Raw genomic sequence first — 12,678 nt, 5'->3', positions numbered from 1 at the left:
GCGGGATTGTCCATGTGGTCGGTCGTCGCTAGAGTCGCAAATTGCAAATATGGTATTAGGGGTGGAAAAATGGATTGGCTAAAAGCGACGGCCTCGGATTTGGGGCGAGCGATTGGGAGCGGTGATATTGACCCCGTTGAACTCGCTCAATGCTATCTTGATGCCATTAATACGCACCCTCTAAGCGCCAAGATCTATACACAGGTAACACGCGAACGCGCGTTGGCCGAAGCTGCGGAATCGGCAAAAAGGGCACGAGTTGGCGCGCGTTTGGGTCTGTTGGACGGTGTACCCGTCAGTTGGAAAGATCTATTCGATAGTGCTGGGGTGGCGACCGAAGCGGGGAGCGATTTACTCGCTGGCCGTGTGCCTGAAAACGATGCCGAAGTGCTGAAAGTCGCAACGTTTGGCGGGTCTGTTTGCCTTGGAAAAACGCATATGTCCGAGTTGGCGTTCTCGGGACTTGGGCTAAACCCAGTGAAGGAAACCCCTCCCTGTGTGAATGATGCGGAGGCTGTCCCCGGTGGAAGTTCGTCGGGGGCTGCGACATCGGTGGCTTATAGGCTTGCCCCTATTGCGCTTGGTTCTGATACGGGAGGGTCAGTGCGGATTCCGGCCGCTTGGAACGATCTGGTCGGCCTTAAAACCACATCTGGGCGGATATCTTGTAAAGGCGTCGTGCCTCTTTGTGCGCGGTTTGATACCGTGGGGCCGCTGTGTCGGTCGGTTGAGGATGCGGCGCAGGCTTTGGCGCTCATTGAGGGGCGAAAACCTGTTGACCTTGGGGGCGTGGGGCTTGGAAATGTTCGTCTAGGTGTGCTGCAAACCATTGCGCAAGCGGACGTGGAAGATAAGCCAGCTCTTGGCTTCAGTCAGGCTCTAACTCGCCTGAATTCGGATGGAGCACATGTTGAGGATGTCGTTTTTCCCGATTTGCATGAGGCGATGGTGCTCTCCCCGATACTGTTTTCTAGCGAGGCATATGGGACATGGAAGGACGTTATCGAAGACACCCCCGAGAAAATGTTTCCCGAAATTTTGGAGCGTTTCCGAAGCGGGGCAACTTTTCTCGCATCCGACTTTGTTGCAGGTTGGCGCAAGATTGATGAAATTCGCGCAAAGTGGAATTTGGAAATGGCAGGGTATGACGCGATTGTCCTACCCACTGCTCCGATCCTTCCGCCAAACCAAAAACGTCTTCTCTCGGACCATTCATACTATTCTTCACGGAATTTACTGGCATTACGAAATACCAGAATTGGGAATTTGCTTGGACTATCGGCTCTAACGTTGCCCACAAGTGTGGCGTCGGCTGGATTTATGTTGATGGGAAAGCCCATGGGCGAAGAGGCGTTGCTCAGAATTGGGCGTGCCGCGGAAATTGCACTTGCTCAATAGGCTGACCTAAATGCCACATGCATATGGCCAAGCTGCGGATAACAACGGCGTTTTTCTGGACCAAATCCCTTTGCACAGGTAGTCTCGAAACATACGGGGCGCTTATGATCCCGACATTGAGGCATATATGGTTTTTCCAGAGCGGTTTTCGAATCTGCCAGAATACGCATTTCCGCGTTTAAGAACGCTATTGGACTCGCACGCACCCGGCGGCGAGCCATTTGCTATGACCATCGGCGAGCCGACACATCCGTTCCCAGCCTTTGTCACCGACGTAATCGCTGAAAATGCTGCGGGTTTTAACCGATATCCTCCAAATGATGGAGCGCCAGAACTCTTGGCCTCGATCGCTGGATGGATTGAGCGGCGATATAATGTTGACCTGCCCAGTTCTCAGATTATGACTGTGAATGGCTCACGGGAAGGGCTGTACAATGCGGCGATGGCGCTTTGCCCCGAAAGTAAAAACGGCATTCCGGTCGTGCTTATTCCTAACCCGTTTTATCAAGTTTACGGGATTGGCGCGATTTCGGTGAACGCGGAATCCATTTATGTTTCTGCCGAGCTTGAGACGGGGTACATGCCAAATTACGCTGGATTAGAGCCTGAAACTCTTCGCCGTACGGCCCTCGCGTATATCTGTTCGCCGTCTAATCCACAGGGCGCAGTTGCAAGCCGCGCCTATTGGAAAGAACTGATTACCCTTGCCGAGAAGTATGATTTTCAAATTCTAGCGGATGAGTGTTACTCCGAAATATATCGGGTTGATGCACCGGTTGGTGTTCTTCAAGTTGCTGCAGAAATGGGTGCTGATCCTGAGCGCGTCGTGATTTTTCACTCCTTATCGAAGCGATCAAACCTGCCTGGTTTGCGGTCTGGATTTATTGCGGGTGGCCCAGAGACGATGGCGCGTTTGAGCTTGCTTCGGGCCTATTCTGGCGCCCCTTTGCCTCTGCCACTTCAAATGGCGGCCGCAAAAGTTTGGGATGACGAAGCACATGTAGTTGCAAACCGAATGCTCTATGCGGAAAAATTCGATATTGCAGATGAAATATTCGACGGCATCGAAAATTACGAATCTCCCGAAGCCGGTTTTTTCCTTTGGCTTCCGGTTGAGGATGGCGAGGCGGCAGCGTTAAAGCTTTGGCGCGAAACGGGTGTACGGGTTCTTCCCGGCGCTTATCTTAGTCGCGACGTTAACGGATATAATCCGGGTCAGGGGTACATTCGTGTCGCCCTCGTGGCCCCAAAAGAAGAGGTGCGGGCGGGTCTGAAGAAGATCCGAAACTGTATCTATAGCGAAGGATAGTAGAGTATGGCGTATCAAACACGGCAACGAGACCCATTGTTGGACTCCAATGTAACGGCCGCCATCGAAAGACGTGGCAAAGAGCTCATTGGTGTCGCAATGGTCGTTGCAGGCCTGTTGACGACGTTGATACTTGCGTCTTACTCGCCCACAGACCCGAGTTGGTTTTCCGCAACAAGCGCCCCGATCCAAAACTGGTTGGGTGGCTTTGGTGCGGCGATCGCGTCGCCACTTTTCATTATCGCAGGCGTCGCGAGTTGGGGTGTTCCCATTGCGATGCTTGTTTGGGGCGTGCGATTTGCGGCGCATCAAGGCGAAGAGCGCGCAATCTCACGGTTGATTTTCCTACCGATTTGGATTGCGATTTTTTCGGTTCATGCCGAAACTTACGCGCCATCCGTAAGCTGGGATCATAGCTTTGGGTTGGGCGGTATGTTCGGCGAAATGGTATCCGGAGGATTGCTCAACGCAGTTGGCGTCACAACAACGGTCGGTTTCAAACTGTTTTCGCTGATTTCTGGCGTGGCAATGTTGGGGGCTGCTGTCTTTGTATTGGGCTTCACCAAACCTGAATTGCGCGTTATCGGCCGGTTCCTCCTCGTGGGTTTGATCATGGGGTACGCGCGCCTAATGACCCTCATGGGGCGTGGTGCGAATGAAGCTGTTCTGGCCGCGAAACGTGTTCAAGAGAGCCGGAACGAGCGCCGTGAAATGGCGGCTCGCATTGCGGAGGAAGACGCGGTTTTCGAAGAGCATCTAGACGGTGATTTTAACGTACAGCCCGTGGTTGCTCGCCCTCAAAAAGCTCATCGGCCGGCACAGGTTGTGCGTGCGGAACCTGTTCTTTCGGCACCGAAATCGCGTGCCGCCCCTGCACGTGACATCCAAGAACCCGCACAGGTCTTGGCCGCTCCCGCCCCCATGGCTGCACCGACACATGCGGCACCTGCTCCTAAACCGGGTTTGTTTGCGCGCGTACCTTTGCTGAAAAAACGTAGCCCTGCGCCTGTTCAAGACATGCCCGCTGCCAAGGTTGAGGCGTCGGGTGATATGGACGACGAGGCTCGAATCAAAGCGCGAATTTCTGAGATCATCAAGTCTCGTGTGCGTCATGCGCCGCGTGCCAGTGTTCGGGCAGAGCCCAAAATGCTACGATCCCAAAAACCGGCCCCCTTGGTTTTGAACTCTCCTGCCGCAGTCGAAAATTTTGCAGAATACGAAACCGAAGAGGCCGTGTTAGAGACTGATACCTATGAGTATCCGCAGGAGGTAGAACCGCAGATTACGCCTGATATCGCCCCGACGCCGCCACCTGTTGCCAGAGTGGCCGCACCCCAACTTCCTTCTGCGCCGATCACAAAACCTATGGTTCAACACGGCGCACGCAAACCGATCCTTCCTTCCCGTCAGGCGCAAGCCGAAGCGCAGCCTGCATTGCAATTTGACGAATCTGCGACCGAGTTTGAGTTACCGCCCCTCTCGCTGTTGGCCAGCCCAGGTTCGGTTCAGCGCCACATTTTGTCGGATGAAGCGCTCGAAGAAAACGCGCGGATGCTTGAAAATGTATTGGACGATTATGGCGTGAAAGGCGAAATCGTCGCCGTTCGTCCCGGCCCAGTTGTCACAATGTATGAACTTGAGCCTGCGCCCGGTTTGAAAGCCAGCCGTGTTATCGGCCTTGCGGATGATATTGCGCGCTCAATGTCGGCGCTTTCCGCGCGCGTTTCCACCGTACCTGGTCGCTCGGTTATTGGGATCGAGTTGCCCAACGTAAACCGTGAAATGGTTGTGCTGCGCGAAATTCTTGCGGCGCGGGATTTCGGCGATTCCAGCATGAAATTGCCGCTTGCTTTGGGTAAGGATATTGGCGGGGAACCGATCGTAGCCAACCTCGCCAAAATGCCCCACCTTTTGATTGCGGGGACGACCGGCGCAGGTAAATCCGTGGCAATCAACACGATGATTTTGTCACTGCTGTATAAGCTGACGCCCGAAGAGTGCCGCCTGATTATGATCGACCCGAAAATGCTTGAGTTGAGTGTTTATGATGGCATCCCCCACTTGCTTAGCCCCGTCGTAACAGACCCTAAAAAGGCCGTTGTGGCCCTGAAATGGGTCGTTGGCGAAATGGAAGAACGCTATCGCAAGATGTCCAAAATGGGCGTTCGGAATATTGATGGCTATAACGGGCGCGTTAGTGACGCTCTTGCGAAGGACAAAATGTTCAGCCGAACCGTGCAAACGGGCTTTGACGATGAAACTGGCGATCCAACTTTTGAAACCGAAGAATTTGCGCCAGAAAAAATGCCCTATATCGTTGTTGTTGTTGACGAGATGGCAGACCTTATGATGGTCGCGGGCAAAGAAATCGAAGCCTGTATCCAGCGGCTTGCCCAAATGGCACGTGCTTCGGGTATCCACTTGATCATGGCCACCCAGCGTCCGTCTGTTGACGTTATCACAGGGACGATTAAGGCCAACTTCCCGACCCGTATCTCGTTCCAAGTGACAAGCAAGATTGACAGTCGTACGATTCTTGGCGAAATGGGCGCCGAGCAACTTTTGGGTATGGGCGACATGCTTTATATGGCTGGCGGCGGTAAAATTAACCGTATTCACGGCCCGTTCTGTAGCGATGAAGAAGTCGAGGAAGTTGTTAACCACCTCAAGGCCTATGGCACGCCTGAATATATGTCCGGTATTGTTGATGGGCCTGCAGAGGGTGCGGAGAGTGAAATCGACCTCGTGCTTGGCCTTGGTGGGAACACCACAGGTGAAAACGCGCTCTATGACCAAGCGGTTGCGATTGTGTTGAAAGATCGGAAATGTTCGACCTCTTATATCCAACGTAAATTGGCCATCGGCTATAACAAGGCTGCGCGTCTTGTTGAGCAAATGGAAGACGAAAACTTAATTTCCGCAGCCAACCACGTTGGGAAACGCGAAATTTTGGTGCCCGAACAATAGATAACGGCAGAACAACGCTTTGTGATTTCGGCTGGGTAGTAATCTGGCCGAAAGCAGTTAAGTATAAACGCATGAAACATTTACGCTTCCTTTTAGTACCCGTTTTGGCCGTCAGCATGGCTTTGCCTGCGGCTGCCGAGAAAATCTCTCTCAAGGAGATTTCCAACTATTTCAATAGCTTCTCAACTGCTCAGAGTCGCTTTAGCCAAGTGAATGCCGATGGTTCAAAATCATCGGGCAATATGTTTATGCAAAGGCCGGGCAGGGCGCGGTTTGAGTATGATAAGCCCGATGACACGCTGGTGATTGCTGGTGGGAGCCAAGTGGCCATCTTTGACCAAAAATCCAACACGGGACCTGAGCAGTATCCGCTCAACCGTACGCCATTAAGCATTATTCTTGCGAAAAATGTGAACCTTGGCGGAGCGAGAATGGTGGTTGGGCATGGCACACGCGGCACAGATACCGTTGTGCGCGCCCAAGATCCGAAAAACCCCGAATACGGAAGTATTGATCTCATCTTTGAAGCGAATCCGACGCGCCTTATCGAATGGATAATTAACGACGCGGCGGGGAATGCGGGCACGCGCGTTATTTTTGGCGATTTCAAGACTGGCGTGAGTTTACCCGCCAGCCTCTTTAATATTACGCTCGCCTCGAGAGAGCGATAGTCTGTGCGGCCTAAATCTTGCCGCACTGCCTAAGTTGAGCTTCGTAAAGCCTCGAACGGTCGTCGACGCTTTGTGAAACTCTAATGAGCCATGCTTTGGAATTATGCGATCCGCGCGCATAGCCGGCTCTGCCTTCATGGTAGGCAAGATACTGGTTGCGCGCATCTGCTTTGGAAATCCCGAGCTTGCGCGCACTTTCGTCCATGTACCAACCCATGAAATCGACAGCGTCAGAAAAATCGTCGCGCTTAGCGCTGCGACGTCCAGTAGACGCGCGATACTCATCCCAAGTCGCATCCAGCGCCTGACTATAGCCATAGGCAGAACTTTGACGGCCCATAGGTATGATACCCAGTGCATACTGATGTGGCGTGCGCGCATTGCCGATGAATTTGCTCTCTTGGTAAAGAGTCGCCATTTGCACGTTTATTGGAATATCCCAGCGCCGCTGGGTTTTTTTCATGGCCTTGTAATATTTACCGCGCTGATTGAGGATTGAACAGGCGTCGTTTAAATTGCGTGGGGCGGAATTATCACCCCCACCGCATGCGGCGACCAGAATCATCAATACTGTTGCGCGAAGAAGTCTGCTCATATGCCCCTCGCTTTTTTTCAAACAGGATAACGTAAATTCACCCATTTGGAAATAACAATCAGTTGATTTTAGATCAGGAATCCAAGCGCGAGGGGAATCACGGCGACAGAAATGAGGGTTGAAACCACAACAAGGCCAGCAACGGCATTGGAATCAGCCCCATATTTCTCGGCTAGCATGTAGGAGGTGACAGCAACGGGTGTCCCGACTTGCAGGATCAAAACCGCCAGTGCCACATGTGGGAGGTCCAGCCAAACACCGATTCCCGCAGCCACACCGATACAAATCGCAGCCTTAAGGAGGGAAAGCCAAAACGCCTGCCCCAACCGCCCCGGCTTTAATCGCGCGACTGCGACACCAAGCGTTATGAGCATCATCGGAATGGCCATTTGCCCCACAAGCTCAAGCGCGTTCGTCAAAAATTTCGGGGTTTCCCAGCCTTGCCACATGAAGATCGCACCAAGTAGTGTGGCGCCGACCATCGGCTCCTTAAGGACTTTGCTCAAATTGCCCCCACCAGAGACAATCCAGACCCCAAAAGTGAAACTCCAGATCGCCATTACTGCAAAGACTACAATGGCATAGGCGAAACCTTCTTCGCCAAACGCAAAGAAGGCAAGGGGGAGGCCAACGTTACCTGTATTGCCGAAAATGAGGGAGGGGAGGAAGCTGCGGACGTCCAATTTCAACGCGCGCACAACGAGATAAAAGACCAGCGTCAAAACGGCATAGGTAACGATCGATGCGACGAGCAATAGCGACAGCGCCGACGGGTCAATCTTGGTTTGCATCAAAGCGACGAAGATCAATGCGGGGATCGATATTGTCATGGCCATGCCGGTTACAAACTGTACGCGGTACTCAAATCCGAGCCGCACCCAGACGTATCCGATGCTTGCTAAAATGAAGACAGGAGCGACAATTTCGAGGACTGTTAAAACTACGTCCACAGTCTGTTTCCAGCATTTTGCGTCTCTATCATGGACAATCCCCGTCTCCATTGTTTAGTAACCTTATGGGGAGCTATTAAGCTATGCTGAAGACACGTGCAAAATATTATCTTGGCCAAGTTGTTCGCCATCGCAAACATCCGTTTCGCGGTGTGGTTTTCGATGTCGACGCTATGTTTGCAAATACCGATGAGTGGTATGAGGCGATCCCTGCCGAGAGTCGCCCCAACAAAGATCAGCCATTTTACCATCTGCTGGCCGAAAACGATAAGAGCTACTACGTCGCCTATGTTTCCGAGCAGAACCTCATTGCGGATTATACGGGGATTCCGATAAGCCACCCTGATTTGAGTGACATGTTCGGTGATTTTGAAGACGGAAGCTATCCGCTTCAGTTCCAGCTCAATTAACCCCTAATACCCCAAAGCACAGCCATCTTTACGGGGATCGGATGCGCCCTGAAGGACGCCTCGCTCCCAATCAATGAGAATCGCTTGGGCACCGCCGATTGCAGTATCCGGGGTGGATAAAGTGTGCCCCAATGCTTCGAGTTCCTGCTGAACTTTCGCAGAATAGCCGCGCTCGATGTTCATAACCCCAGCGTCGCTAAAACTGCGCGGCGCATCTATTGCTGCCTGTGGGTGCATGCCAAAGTCCGCTGTGTTCGAGACGAATCGCGCGTGTCCATTGGGTTGATACGCGCCGCCCATAACCCCGAACGGCATGATAACTTTGCCGTTCTGTTTGAGCATACCCGGAATGATCGTGTGCATGGGGCGTTTGCCGCCCGCGGCCTCATTTGGGTGGCCTTTGTTCAGCGTGAAACCCGCGCCACGGTTTTGAAAGAGGATGCCGAATTTATCCGACGCAAGGCCGGATCCAAAGCTGTGAAAGATAGAATAGATCAACGAAACAGCCATGCGATTACGATCGACGACCGTAATGTAAATGGTGTCCTTGTGAACGGATTCTGAAAGCGGGGCGGCCGCGGCCATCGCGCGCTTAGGGTCAATCAACGCGGCGAGTTGTTCTGCTGTCTTTGCGGCTAACATGTGGTCCAACCGGCCTACATAATCCGCATCAGAAAGGAACCGGTTACGTGCGTCATAGGCAAGTTTGGCGGCTTCGGCCTCAACATGCGCGCGCTGGCTACCGAATGGATCCATTGATGCGATATCGAAATGACTGAGAATATTGTTCATCAGAATGGCGGTTGCGCCTTGGCCATTGGGTGGATGCTCGAACAATTCGAGATGTTTATAGGTTCCCGAAAGCGGGGTCGTGTACGCGCTGGATTCTGTTTCAAAATCGTCCAGAGTATGGGTTCCGCCAAGCGCTTGTAGGGAGTCGACCATGTCTTGGGCAACTTCTCCGGTGTAAAACGCATCGCGTCCGTCCAAGGCGATTCTACGCAGGACTTCTGCTTGTTGTGGCGCTCGGAAAACTTGCCCAACTTCAGGGGTTTTCCCGTCGATTAGGTAGTAGTCGCGGGCAACACCCTGCAGGGAGTCCTCAGCGATCTTCCAGTCCATTTGGGTGCGTGGTGCAACCGGAATACCCGCAGTTGCATAGTGAATCGCGGGGGCCAATGAACCCGCTAATCCCATTTTTCCATAATCTTTTGAAAGCCGACAAAAGGCGTCGATCGCACCCGGAATTGTGATAGATGCGACGCCCCCGACGGGCATTGTCTTGTGCCCCTCTGCGCGCAATATTTCTGCGGATAATCCGACTGGCGCGCGGCCCGAGCCATTTAGGGCGATGATATCGTTGCCGTCTGCGGGTTTAACCAGAACGAAACAGTCGCCGCCTATTCCTGTCATTTGGGGTTCGCAAACGCCAAGGACAACAGCGCCCGCGATCGCAGCATCAACCGCATTTCCACCAGCTTCCAAAATTTGGCAAGCGATTTTCGCCGCTAAAGGGTGCGAAGTGGCACACATACCGTTTTCGGCAAAAACTGGGGAACGTCCGGGTAGTTGAAAATCACGCATGCTGGTCTCCTCACGTTAGAAACGGAGACTAGAGCGGCTCTGGCGGTATTCCAAGTTCGAAATGGGGGGAAGTAGTGCCTCGACGCTGCGGTACTGGGTGGGGGCTGTAAATCACAGCGTCGAGGGAAGCTTTATGCAGCTACAAGTTCAATATGCTGGTCATTTCAGGCGACGTTAAGGTGCGAATAGGGCAATTTTGCGGCATTTGGCACACTCGGTAAATTGGATACGCTTATTTGGGCGCATTGAACGCTCTATTGCTAGAAAGCTGAAAGCTCAAATGATTGCTTGCGCCAATTCTATTGTACACAAGGTTCTCGGCGATCTCATGGATGATGAGCCAACCCCATCCTCCCTCAGGAAGATCATCAAGCGCACAATCCAAATTCGTCTGAGTCGCTTGTGGGAGGGAATAGTGTGGCATAGGATCGCCGTGATCGATGATTTCTATCGACAGGTGTAAACCTTTCGCAGAAATAGAAATGAGGATTGGTCCAGGATCTCCATTTGCATAGGCATGTTCAACAATATTGTTCATGACCTCAGCCAAAACCAATTCGGTTACACTACAGTTCTCGCCCGAAAACCCAAAAGCCATTAGCTGCTCGAGTATATTTTCGAGCGCTGATCTGACTGCCAATGCATTTCCCGGAAGGGTAATACTAATGTGCTGCATACCCAAGTCTTCTGGCATAAAGAGGAGCTCACTCAATGGACATTTATAACTTAGGAGGCGCGCGAAGTTGCAGCCTCAGCATTTGGGTGGATGATAAACACTGTGTCCATTCGCGTAAGTTTAAACACTTTTTCAACAGCTCCGGTTAGGCCGGCAATTTCAAGGATGCGTTCGCTCCCAAGTTGCTTCATGGCGGCAACAACTGCACCGAGACCACTACTGTCGAGGAAATTCACATTCGACAGGTCAAGAATGACTCGTTTAAAACCGTTTTCCGTAACTTCCCGCATTTTATCTTTGAATTGAACGGCGACCGCCGAGTCGATTCGTTGTGCATCGACGGTGGCGATGAGGGCGTCGTCTACTACTCTGGATGAAATTTCCAAAATCTTGCTCCATGTGTTGGTTGCGATTAGACTAGGCGCCAATCGTTACCATTCGGTATGCATAATCCAGCGAATGCCAAAAAAGGGAAATTCCCATGAAAGAAGTTGTAATTGTCGGGGCCGCCCGCACGCCTATGGCCGGTTTGCAGGGGGATTTTGCGGAAGTTCCCGCATCCGAGTTAGGAGGAGCCGCGATTGCGGCCGCTCTAATTGGGTCGACGCTCACGCCAAATGATGTGGACGAGCTTCTTATGGGATGCGTTTTGGGCGCGGGGCAGGGCCAAGCACCCGCACGCCAAGCCGGTTTCGCCGCAGGTTTGGGCGAGGCCGTCCCCGCGACGACGCTCAACAAAATGTGCGGATCGGGTATGAAAACCACTATGGTTGGCTTCGACCAAATAGCACTGGGCCAAAGTGATGTCGTGATTGCCGGTGGCATGGAGAGCATGTCTCTCGCGCCCTATCTGCTGCCTAAAATGCGCAGCGGTGCCCGTATTGGTCATGGCCAAGTTATGGATTCTATGTTTCTGGATGGCCTTGAAGACGCCTATGATAAGGGTCGTTTGATGGGGACATTTGCCGAGGATTGCGCAGAGAAATATCAGTTTACCCGCGAAGCCCAAGACGATTTTGCGTTGACGTCCTTGTCTCGTGCCGTTGCAGCGCAGGAAAACGGCGGTTTTACCAATGAAATTGCACCGGTTACAGTGAAAACGCGCCAAGGCGAGACAATCGTATCAAAAGACGAGCAACCCGCAAAAGCACGTCCAGAAAAAATTCCAACCCTGCGCCCTGCGTTTCGAAAAGATGGAACCGTGACTGCGGCGAATGCCTCCTCGATTTCCGATGGTGCAGCAGCGCTGGTCCTGACGAACTCCGAAACAGCTGCTGCAAAAAACTTACCCGTGCGCGCGCGGATTATGGGGCATGCGAGCCACGCCCAAGCCCCTGGATGGTTTACCACCGCGCCCGTACCCGCTGCGCAAAAACTTCTGGCCCGCTTGGGGTGGAGCGTTGACGATGTGGATCTTTGGGAGGTGAACGAAGCCTTTGCCGTTGTCCCGATGGCTTTCATGGCGGAAATGGGAATCCCGCACGACAAGCTCAATGTGAACGGCGGTGCCTGTGCGCTGGGCCATCCGATTGGCTCTTCTGGCGCACGGATCATCGTGACGCTGCTCAATGCTATGGAAGCGCGTGGCCTTAAACGGGGTGTTGCTGCGATTTGTATCGGTGGAGGCGAGGGCACAGCCATTGCAATCGAGCGACCATGACGGCGGATTATGCAACCTTAGCGAAATCCATCGCCAGCTTAACCGAGGGCGAAGAGGACGAAGTCGCGCTAATGGCGACGGTTGCCTGTGAGTTTCACCATGCGGATACGCGTTTCGATTGGACGGGATTTTACCGAAATGTGGGCAATGATTTACTCAAGATTGGGCCGTACCAAGGGGGGCACGGGTGCCTGCAAATCCCGTTTTCGCGTGGCGTTTGCGGTGCTGCGGCCCGCACCGGCGAAGCGCAACTTGTGTCGGATGTGAATGCGTTTGAAGGGCATATCGCCTGCGCCAGCAGCACCCAGTCTGAATTGGTACTTCCTGTATTTGGCAAGGGCGGTCGACTGATAGGTGTTTTCGATATCGATAGTAATTTGCGCGATGCATTTTCACAGGCGGATTCAGTATCTATTGCAGCGATTTTGGCAGATGTTTTCAGGGATATTTGAGGAGAG

The 12,678-nt window shown here is 52.8% G+C and carries 12 protein-coding genes; 7 read left to right on the top strand and 5 right to left on the bottom strand.

The window, feature by feature from the left end:
- Window positions 1-69 precede the first annotated feature (69 nt).
- The 4 genes from AB9F29_RS08580 to AB9F29_RS08565 all read left to right on the top strand — a co-directional run bounded on the left by AB9F29_RS08580 (window position 70) and on the right by AB9F29_RS08565 (window position 6,345).
- The gene (locus tag AB9F29_RS08580; RefSeq protein WP_369755330.1) at window positions 70-1,398 is read left to right on the top strand and encodes an amidase; all 1,329 of its coding nucleotides are present in this window, start codon (window positions 70-72) and stop codon (window positions 1,396-1,398) included.
- A 127-nt stretch (window positions 1,399-1,525) separates the two neighbouring features.
- Entirely contained in the window at window positions 1,526-2,707 is a 1,182-nt protein-coding gene (locus tag AB9F29_RS08575; RefSeq protein WP_369755329.1) for an aminotransferase class I/II-fold pyridoxal phosphate-dependent enzyme, read from the top strand.
- A 6-nt stretch (window positions 2,708-2,713) separates the two neighbouring features.
- Window positions 2,714-5,674: a DNA translocase FtsK 4TM domain-containing protein gene (locus tag AB9F29_RS08570; protein WP_369755328.1), complete on the top strand. Its 2,961-nt coding sequence runs from the start codon at window positions 2,714-2,716 to the stop codon at window positions 5,672-5,674.
- A 71-nt stretch (window positions 5,675-5,745) separates the two neighbouring features.
- Window positions 5,746-6,345 (top strand): outer membrane lipoprotein carrier protein LolA, encoded by a 600-nt coding sequence (locus AB9F29_RS08565; protein ID WP_039003372.1) that lies wholly within the window; start codon window positions 5,746-5,748, stop codon window positions 6,343-6,345.
- A 10-nt stretch (window positions 6,346-6,355) separates the two neighbouring features.
- On the opposite strand, the gene AB9F29_RS08560 is transcribed toward AB9F29_RS08565, so the two are convergent.
- Both AB9F29_RS08560 and AB9F29_RS08555 read right to left on the bottom strand, forming a co-directional pair.
- Window positions 6,356-6,940, bottom strand: coding sequence for a lytic transglycosylase (locus AB9F29_RS08560; protein WP_039003373.1), 585 nt, complete (start codon window positions 6,938-6,940; stop codon window positions 6,356-6,358).
- A 68-nt stretch (window positions 6,941-7,008) separates the two neighbouring features.
- Entirely contained in the window at window positions 7,009-7,890 is an 882-nt protein-coding gene (locus tag AB9F29_RS08555; RefSeq protein WP_335584008.1) for an AEC family transporter, read from the bottom strand.
- An 83-nt stretch (window positions 7,891-7,973) separates the two neighbouring features.
- Between AB9F29_RS08555 and hspQ the strand changes: the two genes are divergently transcribed.
- Window positions 7,974-8,300 (top strand): heat shock protein HspQ, encoded by a 327-nt coding sequence (gene hspQ, locus AB9F29_RS08550; protein WP_039003375.1) that lies wholly within the window; start codon window positions 7,974-7,976, stop codon window positions 8,298-8,300.
- A gap of 3 nt (window positions 8,301-8,303) precedes the next feature.
- Here hspQ and AB9F29_RS08545 read toward each other — a convergent pair whose 3' ends face one another.
- The 3 genes from AB9F29_RS08545 to AB9F29_RS08535 form a co-directional block, all read right to left on the bottom strand.
- Window positions 8,304-9,884 carry a gamma-glutamyltransferase family protein gene (locus AB9F29_RS08545; RefSeq protein ID WP_369755327.1) on the bottom strand — a complete coding sequence of 527 codons (1,581 nt, stop codon included), beginning with the start codon at window positions 9,882-9,884 and terminating at the stop codon, window positions 8,304-8,306.
- A 232-nt stretch (window positions 9,885-10,116) separates the two neighbouring features.
- The gene (locus AB9F29_RS08540) at window positions 10,117-10,560 is read right to left on the bottom strand and encodes an ATP-binding protein (protein WP_369755326.1); all 444 of its coding nucleotides are present in this window, start codon (window positions 10,558-10,560) and stop codon (window positions 10,117-10,119) included.
- A gap of 50 nt (window positions 10,561-10,610) precedes the next feature.
- Complete coding sequence (locus tag AB9F29_RS08535; RefSeq protein ID WP_335584011.1) at window positions 10,611-10,946, bottom strand: STAS domain-containing protein; 336 nt, start codon at window positions 10,944-10,946, stop codon at window positions 10,611-10,613.
- 95 nt (window positions 10,947-11,041) lie between these two features.
- On the opposite strand from AB9F29_RS08535, the gene AB9F29_RS08530 reads away from it, so the two are divergent.
- Together AB9F29_RS08530 and AB9F29_RS08525 are read left to right on the top strand one after the other, a co-directional pair.
- Window positions 11,042-12,220, top strand: coding sequence for an acetyl-CoA C-acyltransferase (locus AB9F29_RS08530; protein ID WP_369755325.1), 1,179 nt, complete (start codon window positions 11,042-11,044; stop codon window positions 12,218-12,220).
- Entirely contained in the window at window positions 12,217-12,672 is a 456-nt protein-coding gene (locus AB9F29_RS08525) for a GAF domain-containing protein (RefSeq protein WP_369755324.1), read from the top strand. The genes AB9F29_RS08530 and AB9F29_RS08525 overlap by 4 nt, the downstream gene beginning before the upstream one ends.
- Window positions 12,673-12,678: the final 6 nt, after the last annotated feature.

The organism is Falsihalocynthiibacter sp. S25ZX9 (assembly GCF_041205405.1).
In the GTDB taxonomy this organism is placed as follows: domain Bacteria; phylum Pseudomonadota; class Alphaproteobacteria; order Rhodobacterales; family Rhodobacteraceae; genus Falsihalocynthiibacter; species Falsihalocynthiibacter arcticus.
This window is presented reverse-complemented; position numbering and strand designations above follow the sequence as displayed.

Coding starts and splice junctions, on each gene's coding strand:
- AB9F29_RS08580 (WP_369755330.1), top strand. CDS start 70: ATGGATTGGCTAAAAGCGACGGCCTCGGATTTGGGGCGAGCGATTGGG.
- AB9F29_RS08575 (WP_369755329.1), top strand. CDS start 1,526: ATGGTTTTTCCAGAGCGGTTTTCGAATCTGCCAGAATACGCATTTCCG.
- AB9F29_RS08570 (WP_369755328.1), top strand. CDS start 2,714: ATGGCGTATCAAACACGGCAACGAGACCCATTGTTGGACTCCAATGTA.
- AB9F29_RS08565 (WP_039003372.1), top strand. CDS start 5,746: ATGAAACATTTACGCTTCCTTTTAGTACCCGTTTTGGCCGTCAGCATG.
- AB9F29_RS08560 (WP_039003373.1), bottom strand. CDS start 6,940: ATGAGCAGACTTCTTCGCGCAACAGTATTGATGATTCTGGTCGCCGCA.
- hspQ (WP_039003375.1), top strand. CDS start 7,974: ATGCTGAAGACACGTGCAAAATATTATCTTGGCCAAGTTGTTCGCCAT.
- AB9F29_RS08545 (WP_369755327.1), bottom strand. CDS start 9,884: ATGCGTGATTTTCAACTACCCGGACGTTCCCCAGTTTTTGCCGAAAAC.
- AB9F29_RS08540 (WP_369755326.1), bottom strand. CDS start 10,560: ATGCAGCACATTAGTATTACCCTTCCGGGAAATGCATTGGCAGTCAGA.
- AB9F29_RS08530 (WP_369755325.1), top strand. CDS start 11,042: ATGAAAGAAGTTGTAATTGTCGGGGCCGCCCGCACGCCTATGGCCGGT.
- AB9F29_RS08525 (WP_369755324.1), top strand. CDS start 12,217: ATGACGGCGGATTATGCAACCTTAGCGAAATCCATCGCCAGCTTAACC.